The 17,307-nt window shown below is 72.6% G+C and carries 20 protein-coding genes and 2 riboswitches; of the genes, 11 read left to right on the forward strand and 9 right to left on the reverse strand.

Features of this window, described 5'->3' with window-relative positions; all coding sequences use genetic code 11:
• Complete coding sequence (locus tag ABZ193_RS07945) at positions 1 to 570, forward strand: TetR/AcrR family transcriptional regulator (RefSeq protein ID WP_354709325.1); 570 nt, start codon at positions 1 to 3, stop codon at positions 568 to 570.
• On the opposite strand, the gene ABZ193_RS07950 is transcribed toward ABZ193_RS07945, so the two are convergent.
• Positions 513 to 1,706: an MFS transporter gene (locus ABZ193_RS07950; RefSeq protein WP_354709326.1), complete on the reverse strand. Its 1,194-nt coding sequence runs from the start codon at positions 1,704 to 1,706 to the stop codon at positions 513 to 515. The genes ABZ193_RS07945 and ABZ193_RS07950 overlap by 58 nt on opposite strands.
• Positions 1,707 to 1,813: 107 nt before the next feature.
• Positions 1,814 to 1,940, forward strand: a riboswitch (TPP riboswitch).
• Between ABZ193_RS07950 and thiC the strand changes: the two genes are divergently transcribed.
• The 3 genes from thiC to thiD (ABZ193_RS07965) all read left to right on the forward strand — a co-directional run bounded on the left by thiC (position 1,933) and on the right by thiD (ABZ193_RS07965) (position 5,250).
• Positions 1,933 to 3,576: a phosphomethylpyrimidine synthase ThiC gene (gene thiC, locus ABZ193_RS07955; RefSeq protein ID WP_354709327.1), complete on the forward strand. Its 1,644-nt coding sequence runs from the start codon at positions 1,933 to 1,935 to the stop codon at positions 3,574 to 3,576. (Overlaps the previous riboswitch by 8 nt.)
• Positions 3,576 to 4,391, forward strand: coding sequence for a bifunctional hydroxymethylpyrimidine kinase/phosphomethylpyrimidine kinase (gene thiD / locus ABZ193_RS07960; RefSeq protein WP_020416975.1), 816 nt, complete (start codon positions 3,576 to 3,578; stop codon positions 4,389 to 4,391). Before thiC ends, thiD (ABZ193_RS07960) begins: the two co-directional genes overlap by 1 nt.
• A 25-nt stretch (positions 4,392 to 4,416) precedes the next feature.
• The gene (thiD, locus tag ABZ193_RS07965; RefSeq protein ID WP_354709328.1) at positions 4,417 to 5,250 is read left to right on the forward strand and encodes a bifunctional hydroxymethylpyrimidine kinase/phosphomethylpyrimidine kinase; all 834 of its coding nucleotides are present in this window, start codon (positions 4,417 to 4,419) and stop codon (positions 5,248 to 5,250) included.
• Between the two features lie 237 nt (positions 5,251 to 5,487).
• Here the strand turns inward: thiD (ABZ193_RS07965) and ABZ193_RS07970 are convergent, their stop codons facing one another.
• The 4 genes from ABZ193_RS07970 to thiO form a co-directional block, all read right to left on the reverse strand.
• Positions 5,488 to 5,919, reverse strand: a complete 432-nt coding sequence (locus ABZ193_RS07970; RefSeq protein WP_020416977.1) for a MarR family transcriptional regulator — start codon at positions 5,917 to 5,919, stop codon at positions 5,488 to 5,490.
• Between the two features lie 85 nt (positions 5,920 to 6,004).
• Positions 6,005 to 6,766 (reverse strand): thiazole synthase, encoded by a 762-nt coding sequence (locus ABZ193_RS07975; RefSeq protein ID WP_051123488.1) that lies wholly within the window; start codon positions 6,764 to 6,766, stop codon positions 6,005 to 6,007.
• 4 nt (positions 6,767 to 6,770) lie between these two features.
• Complete coding sequence (gene thiS / locus ABZ193_RS07980; protein WP_020416979.1) at positions 6,771 to 6,971, reverse strand: sulfur carrier protein ThiS; 201 nt, start codon at positions 6,969 to 6,971, stop codon at positions 6,771 to 6,773.
• A complete protein-coding gene (thiO, locus tag ABZ193_RS07985; RefSeq protein ID WP_354709330.1) occupies positions 6,971 to 8,077 on the reverse strand; it encodes a glycine oxidase ThiO in 1,107 nt (368 codons plus the stop codon). Before thiO ends, thiS begins: the two co-directional genes overlap by 1 nt.
• Positions 8,072 to 8,180: riboswitch (TPP riboswitch) on the reverse strand. It overlaps the preceding gene by 6 nt.
• A gap of 31 nt (positions 8,181 to 8,211) precedes the next feature.
• Between thiO and thiE the strand changes: the two genes are divergently transcribed.
• Positions 8,212 to 8,868 carry a thiamine phosphate synthase gene (gene thiE / locus ABZ193_RS07990; protein ID WP_354709331.1) on the forward strand — a complete coding sequence of 219 codons (657 nt, stop codon included), beginning with the start codon at positions 8,212 to 8,214 and terminating at the stop codon, positions 8,866 to 8,868.
• 406 nt (positions 8,869 to 9,274) lie between these two features.
• On the opposite strand, the gene ABZ193_RS07995 is transcribed toward thiE, so the two are convergent.
• Positions 9,275 to 9,859 carry a TetR/AcrR family transcriptional regulator gene (locus tag ABZ193_RS07995; protein ID WP_354709332.1) on the reverse strand — a complete coding sequence of 195 codons (585 nt, stop codon included), beginning with the start codon at positions 9,857 to 9,859 and terminating at the stop codon, positions 9,275 to 9,277.
• 75 nt (positions 9,860 to 9,934) lie between these two features.
• On the opposite strand from ABZ193_RS07995, the gene ABZ193_RS08000 reads away from it, so the two are divergent.
• Entirely contained in the window at positions 9,935 to 10,159 is a 225-nt protein-coding gene (locus ABZ193_RS08000; RefSeq protein WP_354709333.1) for a hypothetical protein, read from the forward strand.
• Complete coding sequence (locus tag ABZ193_RS08005) at positions 10,152 to 11,063, forward strand: alpha/beta fold hydrolase (RefSeq protein ID WP_354709334.1); 912 nt, start codon at positions 10,152 to 10,154, stop codon at positions 11,061 to 11,063. Before ABZ193_RS08000 ends, ABZ193_RS08005 begins: the two co-directional genes overlap by 8 nt.
• A 53-nt stretch (positions 11,064 to 11,116) precedes the next feature.
• Here the strand turns inward: ABZ193_RS08005 and ABZ193_RS08010 are convergent, their stop codons facing one another.
• A complete protein-coding gene (locus tag ABZ193_RS08010; protein ID WP_354709335.1) occupies positions 11,117 to 12,013 on the reverse strand; it encodes a hypothetical protein in 897 nt (298 codons plus the stop codon).
• A 168-nt stretch (positions 12,014 to 12,181) separates the two neighbouring features.
• Complete coding sequence (locus ABZ193_RS08015) at positions 12,182 to 12,910, reverse strand: GntR family transcriptional regulator (RefSeq protein ID WP_017985323.1); 729 nt, start codon at positions 12,908 to 12,910, stop codon at positions 12,182 to 12,184.
• Between the two features lie 127 nt (positions 12,911 to 13,037).
• Between ABZ193_RS08015 and ABZ193_RS08020 the strand changes: the two genes are divergently transcribed.
• Positions 13,038 to 14,045, forward strand: a complete 1,008-nt coding sequence (locus ABZ193_RS08020) for an SIS domain-containing protein (RefSeq protein ID WP_354709357.1) — start codon at positions 13,038 to 13,040, stop codon at positions 14,043 to 14,045.
• Positions 14,042 to 14,956: a BadF/BadG/BcrA/BcrD ATPase family protein gene (locus ABZ193_RS08025; protein WP_354709336.1), complete on the forward strand. Its 915-nt coding sequence runs from the start codon at positions 14,042 to 14,044 to the stop codon at positions 14,954 to 14,956. The genes ABZ193_RS08020 and ABZ193_RS08025 overlap by 4 nt, the downstream gene beginning before the upstream one ends.
• Positions 14,957 to 15,061: 105 nt before the next feature.
• On the opposite strand, the gene ABZ193_RS08030 is transcribed toward ABZ193_RS08025, so the two are convergent.
• Entirely contained in the window at positions 15,062 to 15,715 is a 654-nt protein-coding gene (locus tag ABZ193_RS08030; protein ID WP_020416988.1) for a DUF3159 domain-containing protein, read from the reverse strand.
• Between the two features lie 223 nt (positions 15,716 to 15,938).
• Here ABZ193_RS08030 and ABZ193_RS08035 point away from each other — a divergent pair, with 223 nt between their 5' ends.
• Together ABZ193_RS08035 and ABZ193_RS08040 are read left to right on the forward strand one after the other, a co-directional pair.
• Positions 15,939 to 16,742, forward strand: a complete 804-nt coding sequence (locus tag ABZ193_RS08035; protein ID WP_164470592.1) for an SGNH/GDSL hydrolase family protein — start codon at positions 15,939 to 15,941, stop codon at positions 16,740 to 16,742.
• Positions 16,743 to 16,826: 84 nt separating this feature from the next.
• Positions 16,827 to 17,306, forward strand: coding sequence for a hypothetical protein (locus ABZ193_RS08040; protein ID WP_027933772.1), 480 nt, complete (start codon positions 16,827 to 16,829; stop codon positions 17,304 to 17,306).
• The last annotated feature ends 1 nt before the right edge of the window (position 17,307 follow it).

A 17,307-nucleotide genomic window follows, 5' to 3' on the forward strand; every position in this document is an offset into this window, starting at 1 on the left:
ATGGACGGCGTGGACGACAGCGCACCCAAGCGGGCCGACGCGCGGCGCAACCAGAAAGCCCTGCTGGACGCGGCGGCCGCGGTCTTCGTCGCGTCCGGGGTGGAGGCGCCGATCCGCGACATCGCGGCCAAGGCGGGCGTCGGGACCGCCACGATCTACCGCCACTTCCCCACCAGGGCGGACCTGATCATCGCGGTCTACCGGCACCAGGTGGAAGCGCTCGCCGAGGCCGGTCCGGCGCTGCTCGCCGCCAGCGGGACCCCGTACGCCGCCGTCGCGGAGTGGCTCGACCGGTTCGTCGACTTCGTGATCACCAAGCAGGGCCTGCCCGCCGTGCTGCAGTCCGACGACCCCTGCTACGACCCCCTGCACTCCTACTTCCTGGACCGGCTCGTCCCGGTCTGCACACAGCTGCTCGAAGCCGCGTCGGCCGAGATCCGCGACGGCCTCGACGCGTACGAGCTGATGCGCGGCATCGGCGGTCTCTGTGCGGGCGCGAGCAGCAAGCACCCCTACGACGCGCGCCGCCTGGTCGGCATGCTCGTCGCCGGGCTGCGCCGGCCGGACTGAAGAGCTCGGGCGCGGTGGAGAGCCGACACGGCCAGCCCGCCGAGCACGCCGGCCGCACCCAGCAGCGGCAACGCGCCCAGCGCCGCACCGGCCGACAACGCGCGCCCGCCCAGCCACGCGCCCGCGCTGATGCCCAGGTTGAAGATCGACGTGTAGACCGCGACCGCCAGCGTCGGCGCTCCGGCGGCGGCCACCACCACCCGCGTCTGCAACCCAGGAACCAGGGCGAACGCCACCGCGCCCAGTGCGAACACGCCGACTACCGCCCCGGCTCGCACCGAAGCGACCGCCGCGAAGAGGACCAGCGCCGCCGCCAGCAGCGCGATGAGCACCCGCAGCGAAGCCCACGGCCACCGGTCCGCGAGCCGCCCACCGGCCAGGTTCCCGCACAGCGCCCCGGCGCCGAACACCATGAGCAGCACGACCACCCCGCCGGGCGGGAAGATCCGGCCGAGGATCGGCGACAGGTAGGTGTAGGCCACGAAGAACCCGGTCTCCGTCACCAGCGTCACCGCCAGCAGCACCAGCACCGGCCGCGTCACCAGCGCCCGCAGCTCCGGTCCCAGCCGCGGCGGTTCCGCGGTCCGGGCGGCGGGCACCAGCAGCGCCACCGCCGCCATCGCGGCCAGCGCCACGACCGCCAGCAACCAGAACGACGTCCGCCACCCGTACGCCTCACCCACGAGGGTGCCCAGCGGCGCGCCGAGGACGGTCGCCAGGTTCAGCCCGGTCGACACGAACGCGATGGCCCACCCGCGCTTCGACGGGTGGACCATCGACGCGGCCAGCACGAGCGCGATCGCGAAGAACGTGCTGTGCGTCAGCGCGGTGACGACCCGCGCGGCCAGCAGCACGCCGAACCCGGTCGCGCTCGCCGCGAGCGCGTTGCCCGCCGCGAACACCGCGACCAGCCCGAGCAGCGCCGCCTTGCGCGGCACCCGCAGAGTCGCGGCGGTCACGAGCGGACCGCCGATGGTCACCGTCAGCGCGTACCCGGCCACGAGCAGGCCGGCCGAGGGCACCGGCACCCGCAGGTCGGCCGACAACGCGGGCAGCAGTCCGATCACGAGCGTCTCCGCCGTGACGACCACGAAGAGACAGGCGCCGAGCGCGATCAGCGCGGCCGTGGTTCGCATGATCGTCAACCTAGGGGCTGACACCGGTGTGAAACTCCAGCGCGGGTGAGCGGTCTCACCGTCGTGCTCTTGAGGTCTGCCGCGCGACGTGGCATGGTCGGACGGACAACCGAACACGCGGGAGCTCGCGCCTTGGCGGGCTGAGAGGGCGGCTGGTGTCCGTTGGGACCCGGCGCCGCCGACCGCTGAACCTGACCGGGTAATGCCGGCGTAGGGAGTATTTCTAGTGACGACGCTGGAAAACGGCAAGAACGTCGCGCCGACCGTGACCACCGGGCCGATCACCGGATCCCGGAAGGTCTACCACCACACCGAAAACGGGCTGAAGGTCCCGGCCCGCCGCATCGAGCTGACCAACGGCGACCACTTCGACGTCTACGACACCTCCGGCCCGTACACCGACCCCGACGTCGCGATCGACGTCCACAGTGGACTGGCGCCGCTGCGTGCCGACTGGATCGCGAACCGGGAGCACAACACGCAGCTGGGCTTCGCCAAGGCCGGCGTGATCACCCGCGAGATGGAGTTCATCGCCGCGCGCGAGCGGGTCACGCCCGAGTTCGTGCGCGACGAGGTCGCCGCGGGCCGGGCGGTCATCCCGGTCAACCGCAACCACCCGGAGAGCGAGCCCGCGATCATCGGGAAGAACTTCCTGGTGAAGGTCAACGCGAACATGGGCAACTCGGCCGTGTGGTCGTCGGTCGAGGAGGAGGTCGACAAGATGGTGTGGGCGACCCGCTGGGGCGCCGACACGATCATGGACCTGTCCACCGGCAAGCGCATCCACGAAACCCGCGAGTGGATCATGCGCAACTCCCCGGTGCCGGTCGGCACGGTGCCGATCTACCAGGCCCTGGAGAAGGTGGACGGCGATCCGGCCAAGCTGTCCTGGGAGGTCTACCGGGACACCGTGATCGAGCAGTGCGAGCAGGGCGTGGACTACATGACCGTGCACGCCGGCGTGCTGCTGCGCTACATCCCGCTGACCGCGAACCGGGTGACCGGCATCGTGTCCCGCGGCGGTTCGATCATGGCCGCGTGGTGCCTGGCACACCACAAGGAGTCGTTCCTGTACACGCACTTCGAGGAGCTGTGCGAGATCCTGCGCGCCTACGACGTGACGTTCTCGCTCGGCGACGGCCTGCGTCCCGGCTCGATCGCGGATGCCAACGACCGCGCCCAGTTCGCGGAGCTGGAGACGCTCGGCGAGCTCACGCACATCGCGCGCGCCCACGACGTCCAGGTGATGATCGAGGGCCCCGGCCACGTGCCGATGCACAAGATCAAGGAGAACGTGGAGCTGGAGGAACGGCTCTGCGGCGAGGCACCGTTCTACACGCTCGGTCCACTCACGACGGACATCGCGCCTGCCTACGACCACATCACCTCCGCCATCGGCGCGGCGCAGATCGGCTGGTACGGCACGGCGATGCTGTGCTACGTGACGCCGAAGGAGCACCTGGGCCTGCCCAACCGGGACGACGTGAAGGCGGGCGTGATCGCGTACAAGATCGCCGCGCACGCCGCTGACCTCGCCAAGGGCCACCAGTACGCCCAGGACTGGGACGACGAGCTGTCCAAGGCCCGCTTCGAGTTCCGCTGGACCGACCAGTTCAACCTCTCGCTCGACCCGGACACCGCGCGCTCGTTCCACGACGAGACGCTGCCCGCCGAGCCGGCCAAGACGGCGCACTTCTGCTCGATGTGCGGGCCGAAGTTCTGCTCCATGCGGATCACCCAGGACGTCCGCAAGTACGCCGAGGAGCACGGGCTGTCCACTGTGGATGCGATCGAGGCCGGGATGCAGGAGAAGTCGGCCGAGTTCGCCGAGAACGGCAAGCAGGTCTACCTCCCGGTGGTCCAGCCGTAATGAGCGTCACCCCGAAGACCGCGCTGACCATCGCCGGGAGCGATTCCGGCGGTGGCGCGGGGATCCAGGCCGACCTGCGGGCGTTCTTCGCCTGCGGGGTGCACGGGATGACCGCGATCACCGCGGTCACCGTACAGAACTCCGTCGGTGTGCAGGGCTTCACCGAGATCCCGCCGGACGTCGTGTCGGCGCAGATCAAGGCCGTGGCCGGGGACATGGGCGTGGACGCGGCCAAGACCGGCATGCTGGCGACGGCGGAGATCATCACCGCCGTCGCCAAGACGCTCGACGAGGTCCACATCGGACGCAACGCGGACGTGCCGTTCGTGGTGGACCCGGTGGCGGCGTCGATGCACGGGGACGCCCTGCTGCGCGAGGAGGCGCTGGAAGCCATCCGCACGGAACTGTTCCCGCGCGCCACGCTGGTGACCCCGAACCTGGACGAGGTCCGGCTGCTCACCGGCGTCGAGGTCACCGACAGGGCCAGCCAGCGCGACGCGGCGCGGGCGCTGCTGGCCCTGGGGCCGATGTGGGTGCTGGTCAAGGGCGGGCACCTCTACGACGACCCGGAGTGCGTCGACCTGCTGTCCGACGGCGTGCAGTTCATCGAGCTGTCCGCGCGGCGGATCGACACGCCGCACACGCACGGCGGCGGCGACACGCTGGCCTCGTCGATCACCGCGTTCCTCGCCAAGGGGCTCGGGGTGCCGGACGCGGTGGACGAGGGCAAGCGGTTCATCGAGCGGTGCGTGGCCGAGGCGTACCCGCTGGGCGAGGGCGTCGGGCCGGTGTCCCCGTTCTGGCGGCTCGCTTGATCGGCGGGTTTGCGACACTGGGGGCATGAGCCAGAACGCGAGTCCGCCTGCCGCCCTGACCATCGCCGGATCCGACTCCGGTGGTGCCGCGGGGTTGCAGGCGGACCTGCGCACGTTCCTGACCTGCGGGGTGCACGGCCTGGTCGCGGTCACGGCGGTGACCGTGCAGAACACGCTCGGCGTGCACGACCGGTCCGACATCCCGGCGCGGATCGTGGCCGGGCAGATCGAGGCCGTGGCCGCGGACATGGGCATGCAGGCGGCGAAGACCGGCATGCTCGCCTCCGCGGAGATCATCGAGGCGGTCGCGGAGGCGTGCGACCGGGCGGAGATCGGGCGGGACTCGAAGGTGCCGTTCGTGGTCGACCCGGTCGCCGCGTCGATGCACGGGCACCCGCTGTTCGACGCGGCCGGGCTGGCCGCGCTGCGGGACCTGCTGCTGCCGCGGGCCGCGGTGATCACGCCGAACCTGGACGAGGTGCGCCTGCTGACCGGGATCGAGGTGACCGACCGCGCGGGCATGCACGACGCGGCGGTGGCGCTGAAGGAGCTCGGGCCGAAGTACGTGCTGGTGAAGAGCGGCCATCTGACCAGCGACCCGGAGTGCGTGGACCTGCTCTACGACGGCCGCGAGTTCGTCGAACTGCCCGGGCCGAGGTTCTCCACGCCGCACACGCACGGCGCGGGGGACGCGATGGCGTCGGCGCTGACCGCGGGCCTGGCGCGGGGCATGTCGATGCCGGAGGCCGCGCGGTTCGGGAAGTGGTTCGTCAGCAACGCGGTCGCGAACTCCTACCCGATGGGCGCGAAGGTCGGCCCGGTGTCGGCGTTCTGGCGGCTGGCGCCGGAGGATCGCTGAGCCGCGAGGCTCGCACACCCGCGGGTTTCGGGCTCAGGGCTGGGAGGTCCGCGCTCCGGTCCATGGGGCCCACGCTCCGGGGCGCGGGTTCCGCGCCGCCGCCCCGCGGGTCCAACGCTCTCGGGCGGAGTCGCACGCGAGTCCCGCGCTCCCGGCGCGAGCCCGCTCTCCGGGCGCGAATTCAGCACCCCCGGCCGCGAGCGACGCCTACCCGCCACCGCGCACCCCGGGCGCGGGTCAGCTCTCGTCGCCGGCCAGCAACGCCTCCAGCGCCGGCAGCGCCTGACCCAGCGCGGCCTGGTGCTCCGGCGACAGGCGGTCGATCCGCTTCTGCAGCTCGTGCACCCGCGTCGACCGCAGGTCCAGCAGCATCCGCTCGCCCTGCGGGGTGGCCGTCGCCAGCCAGGCGCGCCGGTCGATCGGGTCGGGCTCGCGGCTCGCCCAGCCGGCGTCGACCAGCGAGGCGACTATCCGCGACATCGTCGCGGCCGCCACGCCCTCCTTCGCCGCCAGGTCGCCGAGCCGCATCGGCCCGAAGGCGACCAGCGTCGACAGCGCGGAAATGGAGCCGTGGCCGGGCCCGGGTGTGCCTGCCTGCCGCAGCGACCGGGACAGCCGGCCGACGGCGAGGAACAACCGCCCAGCGACGTCCTCGGTTGACTCAACCACTCTCGAGCTCCTTCGCCTCGCCGACCGCTCGGGTGCGCTAAACCATACGTGCTCGCCGCGGCAAACCGAGGTGAAGCCGGGTTTTTCAGCGCGGCGGGCTGGACGCGTGCGCCCAGAACCGCTGCGGGATCCGGCCCGCCTGCCGGGCCAGCCGCCCGGCGACCACCGCCGAGCGCATCGCGTACGCCATCCGCTCCGGGTCCTGCGCCCTGGTCACCGCCGTGGACAGCAGCACCGCGTCGCACCCCAGCTCCATCGCCAGGGCCGCGTCGGAGGCCGTGCCGATGCCCGCGTCGAGGATGATCGGCACGCCCGCGCGCGCCACGATCAGCTCGATGTTGTGCGGGTTGCGGATGCCCAGCCCGGTGCCGATCGGCGCGCCCAGCGGCATCACCGCGGCGCACCCGGCCTCCTCCAGCCGCAGCGCGAGCACCGGGTCGTCGTTCGTGTAGGCGAACACGGTGAACCCGTCTGCGACGAGCTGCTCGGCCGCGTCGAGCGTCTCGACCGGGTCGGGCAGCAGCGTCCGGTCGTCGGCGTGGACCTCGAGCTTGATCAGGTCGGTCTCCAGCGCCTCGCGGGCGAGGCGCGCGGTCAGCACGGCCTCCGCGGCGCTGCGGCAGCCCGCGGTGTTCGGCAGGAGCCGGATCCCGAGGCGGCGCAGCAGGTCCAGCACACCGGAGCCGCCCTCGGCGTCCGCGCGGCGCAGCGCGACCGTCGTCAGCTCGGTGCCGGACGCGACGAGCGCCCGTTCCAGCACCGACAGGTTCGCCGCGCCACCGGTTCCGATGATCAGCCGTGACCCGAGCTTGTGCTCGCCGATCACGAGCTGGTCGCCGTCGAACATGACCTCACCCACCTTGCACCGCCGTCAGGATCTCCAGCCGCGCGCCCGCGGGGACGGTCCTGGCCGTCCACTCGCCGCGGCGCACGACCTCGCCGTTGAGGGCGACCGCGACGCCGCGCTCGGGCGCGTCGACCGCCTTGAGCACGTCGGTCACCGTCGCGTCGTCGGGGACCTCCCGCCACTGCCCGTTGACCTGCACTTCCATCAGACCCCTCCTGTTCCGAGCCGAGCCGGGTCCGCCGCGAGCGCCTCCTCGGGCGGTTTCTCCCCGGCCAGCCAAGCCACGACGGCGTCGGCGGTCACCGGCGCCATGAGCAGACCGTTGCGGTGGTGACCGGTCGCGGCGAGGACGCCGTCGCCGAGGTCACCGATGAACGGGAGCGTGTCGGTGCTGGCCGCGCGCAGCCCGGCGGCGGTTTCGACCAGCTCGTACTCGTCGATGCTGGGGAAGATCCGCTCGGCGCATTCGAGCAGCTCGCGCACGCCGCGGGCGCTCACGGTGTCGTCGAAACCAGCCTCGTACTGGGTCGCGCCGAGGACCAGCTCGCCGCCTTCGCGCGGCACGAGGTACACCGGTCGCCCCTCGACGACGGCGCGCACCGTGCGCGTGGGCGGTGGCAGGCTCGTGCGCCGCGCGCGCAGGCGGAGGATCTCGCCCTTGAGCGGACGGACACCTCGCGCGAGCACCGGGTGCAGCCGGGCGCTGTGCGCGCCGGCGGCGACGACCACGACGTCGCACTGGACCTCGCAGTGGGCGGTGCGGACGCGGCCGGGCTCGACAGCCACCGCCTCGTCGCCGGTGAACTCGGCGCCGTGCTGGAGCGCGGCGGCTTCGAGGGCGCGGAGCAGCTTTCGGTTGTCGACCGCCAGGTCGCCGGGCACGAGCAGGCCGCCGCGCACCGCGCCCAGCCCGGGTTCGAGCGAGCGCAGCCTGCGACCGGTGACCTGCTCGACCTCGCGGCCGACCGACCGCAGGTAACCGGCGAGGATGTCCAGCTGGTCGGCGTCGGCCCGGTCCAGCGCGACGACGATGGTGCCGGCGCGGGACAGCCCCGGGTCGCCGCCGTGTGCCGCAAGCGCTTGCGCGAACGCGGGCCAGCGCCTGAGGGACTCCTCGCCGAGAGCGAGGGACTCCTCCTCGCCGGGCCAGGCCTCGGTGACGGGGGCCAGCATGCCGCCGGCGACCCAGGACGCGCCGCGGCCGGGCGCGGGGTCGACGACGGTGACGCGGTGCCCGGCCGCCGCGGCGCGCCAGGCCACGGACAGGCCGATGACCCCGCCGCCGACGACGGCCACGTGCTGGTTGCTCATCAGAATCACGCTCCCTGCGCCGGCATGATCCGGATCAGGTTCCACGGTCGGAGCGCTGGCAGCTCCCTCTCAGCCCGTGGCTCGGGCTCCCGTGCGGACACCTCCACCCTAACGTGCGAGATAGGGTTCAGGCCATGCCAGGGCTCAGTGGTGACGAGATCAGGAAACGCCTCGACGCGGCGCGGCTCTACCTGTGCACCGGGGACCGGCCGGACCTGGCCGAGTTCGCCGACGCCGCACTGGCCGGCGGCGTGGACATCATCCAGCTGCGGGACAAGCGGGACGGAGCGCCGCTGGAGGCCCGTCAGGAGCTGGCCGCGCTGGAGATCCTGGCGGAGGCGTGCGCGCGGCACGGGGCGCTGCTGGCGGTGAACGACCGGGCGGACATCGCGGCGGCCGTCGACGCCGACGTGCTGCACCTGGGGCAGGACGACCTGCCGGTGCCGCTGGCGCGGCGGGTGATCGGCGACGAGCCGGTGATCGGCCGCTCGACGCACGACCGTCCACAGGCCGAGGCCGCGGCTGTGGAAGAAGGTGTGGACTACTTCTGCACGGGCCCCTGCTGGCCGACGCCGACGAAGCCCGGCCGTCCCGCGCCGGGCCTGGACTTGGTGCGCTCGACCGCGGCGCTCGGCACGGCGCGCCCGTGGTTCGCCATCGGAGGCATCGACGCCGAGCGGCTGCCGGAAGTGCTGGCGGCGGGCGCGTCGCGGATCGTGGTGGTGCGGGCGATCACCGAGGCCGAGGATCCGGCTGCGGCCGCTCGTGCGCTGCGGGCACAGCTGGACTGACACGGGCAGCTCGGCGCCCGCACCTCAGGCTCCCGACCGCACGCGCTGGCGAACGGCCGCGCCCTCACCGCCACCCGCGCGCGGCTCTCTGGCCCGGACACGGGCGAGCCGCCAGCGGCCGTCACGCGACCGGCTGCCCGAGGAGCTGGCGGCGGCCGCCTCACGGATCGTGGCTCGCGCCATCACCGCCGCCCGCGCCGCGGACACATCTCGACTGGTCGCCCCGAGGCGCCCACGGCAGGCACGAGCACCGAGACCGAGGACCCGGCTGCAGCCACTCGCGCGCTGCGGGCACAACTGGACTGACACGGGCCTCCGTGGCCGTGGCTCGCCCGAGCGGTAGCCGAGTGTGGTTCCGCCGCGGTCAAGCCAGACCGACGGACGCCCCAGAACGGCGGGGAGGCTCTCAAGCCACCCGCAGGCGGTCGAGCCGCTCGTGCAGCATCGCGCGAGCCGACTCCGCCGTGCGGCGGCCGAGCAGGATCTGCACCGTGAGGCCGTCCGCGAGGGCGATGAGCGTCTCCGCCTCCGCCGGGACATCCACGCCGGCCCGCACCTCGCCGGCGCCCTGCGCGGCCCGCAACAACACGGCGAGCAGCTCCGCCAGCCCGGCGTAGTGGCCGCGCTGCACCTCGGCCAGTGCCGGGTCGACCGCCGACTGCGCGGTGAATGCCATCCACACCCGCGCCTCCACCGGATCGTCGGCCGCGAGCATCGCCGTCAGCGTCTCCGCGAGCATCGTCACCGGTGACGCGGAACCGCCGATCCTGGCCTGCGCCCGCTCGCTGATCCGCCGGTTCACGTGCTCCTGCGCGAAGACCAGCATGTCCTCCTTGGTGCTGAAGCACCGCTGGACCGCGCCCATCGACACGCCCGCCTCACCGGCCACCTCGCGCAGGCTCACGCCCTCCAGCCCACGGCGGCTGATCAGCGCGCACACGGCGTCCGCGATCTGCCGCCGCCGGTCGTCGTGGTCGATCTTCCTGGGCATGCCGCCACTGTACCGATGCGAGCGCATCGGATCGTGCTACGGTTTCGATGCAGTCGCATCGGAAACGGAGGCGCCATGAACAACGCCCAGAAAGCCCGCTGGATCGTGGGCACGCTCCTGTTCGTCCAGGGCTTCGGCTCGGCCGTCACGGACGCCCTGTGGAACACCACGTTCGGCGTCGCCGGCCTGCTCCGGGCCGCCGGCTTGCCCGGCTGGTTCGACCACGTGGCCGGCACCGTCGGCGCGATCCTGCTGATCTGGGCGCTCACCCGAACCAGCAGGGCGACCGGCCGTGCGTGAACTCGGCCGCCGGGCCTTCCTCGGCACGACCGCGCTCGCGGCCGCGGGCTGCACCCCACCGAAGGCAACCACGGCGGACCCGGTCTTCGTGCTCGTCCACGGCGCCAACGGCAACGCGGGCTCCTTCGCCCCGGTGGTCGCCGAACTGACCCTCGCCGGCCACCGGGCCCTGGCCGTCGACCTCCCCGGCCACGGCCCGCGGGGACACTTCCCGGTCAGCTACCAGACCCCGCAGGACTTGGCCGTCTTCGCGGCCGAACCGTCACCGCTCGCGGGGATCACACTGGCCGACGCCGTCGCGCACGTCGCCGCCGTGGTCCGCCGGGCGGCGGCGCTTGGCCCGGTGGTCCTCGTCGGCCACAGCCTCGGCGGCGCGACGATCACCGGCGTCGCCAACCAGGTCCCGGGCCTCGTCGCCCGGCTGGTCTACCTGTCCGCCTTCTGCTGCGTCCGCCTGCGCAGCGTTCTCGACTGCTTCCTGACCCCGGAAGCGGCCGGCTCGCTCCTGCCCGCCATTCCTGGCATCGGGGATCCGCAGGCCAGCGGCGTGGCGCGGACGAACTGGCGGTCGGCGGACCCCGCGTTCCTCGCGGCGGCGAAGGCCGCACTCGCCGCGGACTACGCGGACAGCACGTTCCGCGCCGCCCTGAACGCGATGGAGCCGGACGAATCGTGGGCACTGACCACCGGTGACGCGCGCGGCGACCCGGCGACGTGGGGCCGGGTGCCGCGCACCTACCTGCGCTGCACGCGGGACCGGGCCATCCCGCTCGCGCTGCAGGACCGGATGATCCGGGAGGCCGACGAAGCGACCCCGCGCAACCGGTTCGACGTGCGCGACCTGGACGCGCCCCACCTCGGCCCCGAGGACCAGCGCGAACTGGCCGTCCTGCTCGCCGGCTGACACGAAACAGGCCCTTCGCGAAAACTCGCGAAGGGCCTGTGGCCGGTTTCGGATCAAGGACTGCTCGGTGCCGTGGTCGCCGTTTCGGACGCGGCGGACGGCGTTTCCTGGACGCTGGTGCTCGGCGTCGTCGTCACGGGGGACTCGGTCTCCTCGGCGCTGGACGACGTCGACGGCGCGCTGCTCGTGCTCGCCGGCGCCCGCTCGTCCTCGCTCGTCGAGCTCTCGGTGACGGTCGTGACCCGCGTGGTCGTCGTCTCGGCGCCGCCGGAACCGCCGACCACCCGGCCCAGCGTCGTCCCGGTGCCGCCGGACACGGTGCTCCCGGTCGCCGCCTCGAAGCCGGTGATCGCCAGCATCCCGACCACGAACGCCACCACACTGGTCGCGACCGCGAGCGTCCACCGGCTCTTCCACCAGGGTTTCGCGGCGGCGGGCGGCGCCTCCTCCTCGACCGGCTGGTCCACCGGCTTCGGGATGAACACCGTCTTCTCGCCGCCTCCGGAACCGCCCTGCCCGGCCACCGGCATCCGGCGCGTCGTGCCGGACAGCGGTGGCGTGATCGGGTGCACGACCCTCGTCGGCATCTCGGTCAGCTGCGTGGCCGGTCTTCGCTGCGCGGCCCCGTTCTGCTGGTGCCTGATCAACGGGTGCGTCGACCGCGGCGCGACCGCGGGCGGCACGACCTTCGTCTGCTGCCGGGTCTCGGCCACGGCCAGCAGCTCGGCCGTCTTGCGCGCGGCCGCCCGCGTGCTGCGCAGCGAGCGCAGGTAGATCTCGCCACCCACGGTCGTCACGATGCTCGCGACACCGGCGCCGATGACCGTGCCCGCCACCCCCAGCGTGGAGCCCAGGAAAGCAGCCGTCACCGCGGCCAGCGCCGACGCCACCACCTGCGCCGGAGACAGCCCGGACTTCTTCTCGGCGCTCTCTTCCTTCTCCTCGGTCATGATCGCGGTGTGTTCGCTCTCCCTCTCGTGTTAACCCCATCGTGTCCAACGTGTTTGTCGATTGAGATGCTCCCAGCGTTGCCGGAAGGTGACGCAGGCCACTCTCAACGTCCACAGTGGACACAGCGGGCTTAACGATCCCTTGACAACGCAAGGGATCTTGGAGAGTTACGGGCGCCGCAGCGTGGTCACGAACTTGTACCGGTCGCCGCGGTAGATGGACCGCACGAATTCGACCGGTTTGCCGTCCGCGGCGAACGAATGCCGCGACAGCAGGAGCATCGGGGTGCCGACGTCGGCGCCGAGCAGATCCGCCTCCTGCGGCCCGGCCAGGGCGGTCTCGATCGTCTCCTCGGCGCTGTCCATCTCCACGCCGTAGTGCTCGCGCAACACCGCGTACAGGGAACCGCCCGCCGACACGTGTTTGCGCAGGCCGCGGAACCGGCCGAGCGGCAGGTGCGTGGTCTCCAGCGCCATCGGCTCGCCGTCGGCCAGCCGGAGGCGGCGCATCCGCAGCACCTTCGCGCCGTTGCGGATGCCGAGCAGCTTCGCCAGCTCGGGCTCGGCCGTCAGCTCCTCGACCTCCAGCAGCTTCGACGACGGCTCGCGACCCTTCGCCCGCATGTCCTCCGTGTAGGACGACAACTGCAGCCGCTGCGCGAGCTTCGGCTCGGCGGCGAACGTGCCCTTGCCCTGCACCCGGTGCAGCCTGCCCTCGGCGGTGAGGTCCGCCAGGGCCTGCCGCACCGTGGTGCGGGAGACCGCGAACTCGGTGGCCAGCGAGCGTTCGGTGGGAATCGGCGAACCCGGCGGCATCGTCTCCAGCAGGTCGAGCAGATGCTGCTTCAACGCCCAGTACTTCGGTTCGCGCTGACCGCGCGTGGCTGACTCCAACATGACCGACTCCTCCTCGAACCGCGCCTCCGGCGCAGGATGAAACTACCCTTTCCGGATGGAACCGCGCCCGGGGTAGCATTGGTCTAGACCTCCGAAGGGATCCAGCATGAGCAACCCCGGACAGCACATGGCCGCGGAAATCGCCGAACAGCCCGCCGTTCTGGGCGCCCTGGTGGCCCGCCGCGGGGAGATCGCCGACGTCGCCGCCGCCATCTCCCGGCGCCCGCCGCGGTTCGCACTGCTGGCCGCGCGCGGCTCCAGCGACCACGCGGCGCTGTACGCGAAGTACCTCATCGAGGTCCTGCTCGGGCTGCCGGCCGGGCTCGTCTCGCCCTCCACGGTGACCCTCTACGGGGCGCGCCCCGACCTGCGGGACGTGCTGCTGGTGTCGGTCAGCCAGAGCGGCGGCTCGCCCGACCTGCTGGAGTTCACCCAGACCGCCCGCAAGCAGGGCGCGCTGACCGTCGCGGTCACGAACACCCCGGCCTCGCCGCTGGGCGGCGCCGCCGAACTGGCCGTCGACATCGGGGCCGGCACCGAGACCGCGGTGGCCGCCACCAAGACGTACTCCGCGACGCTGCTCGCGTTGTACCTGCTCATCGACGCCGTCCGGGGCGGCGACTCGTCCGCCGCGGCCGAGATCGAACCGCTGGCGCGGCAGGCGCTGGAAGTCGACGTGAAGCGCGCCGTGGACCGGTACCGCTTCGTCGACCGGATCATCACCACCGGTCGCGGCTACTCCTACGCGACCGCGCTGGAGTCCGCGCTCAAGCTCGCCGAGACCAGCTACCTCGCCGCCCGCGCCTACAGCGGCGCGGACCTGCTGCACGGGCCGGTCGCGGCCGTCGACGAGGAGACCGCGGTGCTGGCGATCACCGGCGCCGGGCGGGGCGGAGCCGCCCTGCGCGACGTGCTCACCGCGGTCGCCGAGCGCGGCGCCGACGTGCTGGCGCTCGGGTCGTCGGCGGGCGAGGTGCCCGCCGCGGTCCGCATCCCGGTACCGTCCGTGGCCGAGGAACTCGCGCCAGTGCTGGAGGTGCTGCCGGTGCAGCGGATCGCGCTCGGGCTGGCGCTGGCCCGCGGCTTCGACCCGGACCGCCCGCGCGGGCTGAACAAGGTGACCAGGACGCGATGAAGTTCGTCCTCGGGGTCGACGCGGGTGGCACGTCCACGCGTGCGCTGGCGGTTGCCGCGGACGGCACGGTGCTCGGCGCCGGGCGCGCGGGCGGCGCCAACCCGAACTCGCACCCGCCCGCGGAGGCGGTCGCCAACCTGGCGGCGGCGATCCGCGCGGCCACCGAGGTCCCCGGCCGGGCAAGCGCTTGCGTCGTCGGCATGGCGGGCACCGCGAAGCTGACCGACCCGGCGGTCGCGGCCCTGTTCGAGCGCACCTGGCGCGACCTGGGCCTGGACCGCGTGGTGGTGCTGACCGACGCGGAGGTCGCGTTCGCCGCCGCCACCGACTCGCCCGACGGGACCGTGCTGATCGCGGGCACCGGCTCGATCGCGGGCCGGATCCGCAAGCGCCGCATGGTCGCCACCGAGGGCGGCTACGGCTGGCTGCTCGGCGACGAGGGCTCCGGGTTCTGGCTGGGCCGGGAGGCCGTGCGCGCCACGCTGGCCGCGCTGGGCCGCGACGGCGACCTCGGCCCGCTGGCCACCGCGGTGCTGGCCGAGGCCGGGGTCGACGCGACCGACCGGAAGTACGCGTGGCGGCGGCTGATCACGGTCGCCAACGCCGAGCCGCCGGTCCGCCTCGCCCGGTTCGCGCCGCTGGTCGCGGTTGACGACCCGGCCGCGACCGACATCGTCGAGCGCGCCGCCGACCTGCTGGTCACGACCGCGCTGGCGACCCGCGAGCCGGACGAGGACACCCCGGTGGTGCTGGTCGGCAGCGTCCTCGGCGACGGCACCAGGGTCGGTGAGCGGGTGCGGGCGAAGCTGGCCGGGCTCGAGGTCCGCACCAGTTCGGACGGTGTGCTCGGCGCGGCCTGGCTCGCCGCCGTCGAGGCGTTCGGGGAGGCCGCGGCGCGCCGTCCGGGCTGACCGACCAAAGATCCGGGCGTTTTTCGTGCGCGGAGCACGAGTGCCGGGCCCGCCGTCCGTCGTACGGTGTGGGCGGCCCCCGGACCTCCCCCTCGCCGGGGGCTCTTACTCGCGCCCGGACTCCGGCACGACGCGCAGCCCCGGGTGCTCCTTCGGCAGCGTCCGGTACAGCACCCAGCCGCTCACCGCGATCGTCAGCGCCTGCAGCGGCCAGGTCATCACCGTGCGCGCGACGCCCAGCGCGACCAGCTCGCCCGCCCACCACAGCGGCAGGTAGACGACCACGCGCAGCACGTACTGCAGCGACCACACCAGACTCGCCCGCGAGTAGGCGCGCAGCAGGTCGGGATCCTTGCGCCAGCGGGTCTTCTGGCCGAGCAGCAACCCGACCACGACACCCAGGAGCGGCCACCGGACGACCACACTGGTCACCCACAGCAACGCACTGGCCACGTTGGACAGCACCTGGATCAGGAAGAAGTCCTGCGCGCGACCGGTGTGCAACGCGATCAACGCCGCCACGATCACCGCGGCGAGGCTGACCACGACGGCCCGCGCCTTGTCGCCGCGGGTCAGGCGCACCACGCCGACCACCACGGCGGTGGCGATCGCCGCGGCCGCGCCCCAGGCGATCGACGAACCCGCGGCCAGCCAGCCGATCACGAACGCCAGCGGCGGCAGGCTCGCGTCGATCGCACCCTTGCGACCACCCAGGATGCTGCCCAGCGACTCCCTCTGCGGCGTGGCTTGTCCGGTCACCCCTACAGCGTGCCCCAAAACTGTCGGTGCGGGCAGCTACCATCGAGATCTTCGCCACACGATCCGGGCGGACGGCGGTAATGGAGAAGCTCAGGAGGCCGACAACGTAAGAGACTGTGACCTCGCGCTGAACCGACGGTGGCGTAGGTCGGGATTACAGGTGCATCCTGCTGAGTTGTTCGAGGGGCGATCAACACAGGTGCTGGCGAAAGGGGACGGCAGCGTGCGTGAGTACGACAGCTATGTCGCACTGGGTGACAGCTTCACCGAAGGTCTCAACGACTTCAACCCGGACGGGACCTTCCGAGGCTGGGCCGACCGGCTCGCCGAGATCCTGGCCGAAGGACAACCAGGCTTCCAGTACGCCAACCTGGCGCTGCGCGGGAAGATGCTCGCCGAAATCATCGAAGAGCAAGTACCCATCGCCCTCGAGCTCAAACCCGATCTGGTGACGCTGTGCGCCGGCGGCAACGACGTGATCGTGCCCGGCTCCGACGTGGACGAGATCGCGGCGCAGCTCGACGAGGTGATCGGCAAGCTGCGCGCGGCCGGCATCGACGTCCTCGTGTTCAACGGGCCGGACACCAAGCACCTGCCGGTGATGAGCGTGCTGCGCGGCAAGATCGGCATCTACAACGCGCACCTGTGGACCAGCGCGATCCGGCACGGCGCCAAGATCGTCGACCTGTGGGCGATGGACCCGCTGCACGACCCGCGCGCCTGGAGCGACGACAGGCTGCACTTCACCGCCGAGGGCCACCGGCGGATCGCGTTGCGCGCGGCCGAGGTGCTGGGTGTGCCGACGTCGGAGGACTGGCGTGAGCCGTGGCCGGTCGTCGACGCGCGGGCGGACTGGATCACCAACCGCCGGTCGGACCTGGCGTGGACGAAGACGCACCTGTTGCCGTGGATCCGGCGGCAGCTGCGTGGCGAGTCGATGGGCGACGGGCTGTCGCCGAAGCGGCCGCAGCTGGAGCCGTTCGCGGTGCGCCCGCCGGTGTCGGACGACCGCGCCCCGGCGAGCTGAGCGTCACACAGCTGTTGGTAGGCCCACCCGTCGCCCACCGCCACCCTCAACGGAGACGCTGCGCGTCGCTGATAACTTCATGACATGCCGCTGCCCCATTGGACCCCGGAGGGGGTTCTTCCGACTGGGCGGCTTCCGGCGGACGTGGCCGACATCTACGAACGTCTCGTCTTCGACGCGCCGCACCAGAACGCCCGTGAGATCCTGTTCAGCGCTCTGAACAGCTATCTCGGCGCGGTCGCCCGGATCATCCCGAGCGGCCGCGCCTGGATCGGCGGGCAGTTCATCACTCGCACCCCGGACGTGCCCAGCGGGCTCGACGTCGTGCTGATCCCGGACGACTGGGGCAGCCTCAAGCGCATGACGGGCCGCGTGCGGGACGCGCTGTACGGGCTGCTGACCCTGCGCGGGGTCATCGTCGGGCAGCCCGCGATGTACCTCGATCAGGTACAACCCGTCGGCGGTCTGCTCGACGGGTTCCTGTGCTTCCCCGGTGACGAGGAGACGTGGGCCAACACCTGGTCGTACGAAGGGCGCCGCGGGTTCCCCGAGGTGGTGTGGTGAT

This window comes from Amycolatopsis sp. NPDC006125 (assembly GCF_040614195.1).
GTDB classification, from domain to species: Bacteria; Actinomycetota; Actinomycetes; order Mycobacteriales; family Pseudonocardiaceae; genus Amycolatopsis_E; species Amycolatopsis_E tucumanensis.

Coding starts and splice junctions, on each gene's coding strand:
- ABZ193_RS08025 (WP_354709336.1), top strand. CDS start 14,042: ATGAAGTTCGTCCTCGGGGTCGACGCGGGTGGCACGTCCACGCGTGCG.
- ABZ193_RS08020 (WP_354709357.1), top strand. CDS start 13,038: ATGGCCGCGGAAATCGCCGAACAGCCCGCCGTTCTGGGCGCCCTGGTG.
- ABZ193_RS07945 (WP_354709325.1), top strand. CDS start 1: ATGGACGGCGTGGACGACAGCGCACCCAAGCGGGCCGACGCGCGGCGC.
- thiD (WP_020416975.1), top strand. CDS start 3,576: ATGAGCGTCACCCCGAAGACCGCGCTGACCATCGCCGGGAGCGATTCC.
- ABZ193_RS08010 (WP_354709335.1), bottom strand. CDS start 12,013: ATGACCGAGGAGAAGGAAGAGAGCGCCGAGAAGAAGTCCGGGCTGTCT.
- ABZ193_RS07995 (WP_354709332.1), bottom strand. CDS start 9,859: ATGCCCAGGAAGATCGACCACGACGACCGGCGGCGGCAGATCGCGGAC.
- ABZ193_RS08000 (WP_354709333.1), top strand. CDS start 9,935: ATGAACAACGCCCAGAAAGCCCGCTGGATCGTGGGCACGCTCCTGTTC.
- ABZ193_RS07975 (WP_051123488.1), bottom strand. CDS start 6,766: ATGTTCGACGGCGACCAGCTCGTGATCGGCGAGCACAAGCTCGGGTCA.
- ABZ193_RS08040 (WP_027933772.1), top strand. CDS start 16,827: ATGCCGCTGCCCCATTGGACCCCGGAGGGGGTTCTTCCGACTGGGCGG.
- ABZ193_RS08015 (WP_017985323.1), bottom strand. CDS start 12,910: ATGTTGGAGTCAGCCACGCGCGGTCAGCGCGAACCGAAGTACTGGGCG.
- ABZ193_RS07950 (WP_354709326.1), bottom strand. CDS start 1,706: ATGCGAACCACGGCCGCGCTGATCGCGCTCGGCGCCTGTCTCTTCGTG.
- thiD (WP_354709328.1), top strand. CDS start 4,417: ATGAGCCAGAACGCGAGTCCGCCTGCCGCCCTGACCATCGCCGGATCC.
- thiO (WP_354709330.1), bottom strand. CDS start 8,077: ATGAGCAACCAGCACGTGGCCGTCGTCGGCGGCGGGGTCATCGGCCTG.
- thiS (WP_020416979.1), bottom strand. CDS start 6,971: ATGGAAGTGCAGGTCAACGGGCAGTGGCGGGAGGTCCCCGACGACGCG.
- thiE (WP_354709331.1), top strand. CDS start 8,212: ATGCCAGGGCTCAGTGGTGACGAGATCAGGAAACGCCTCGACGCGGCG.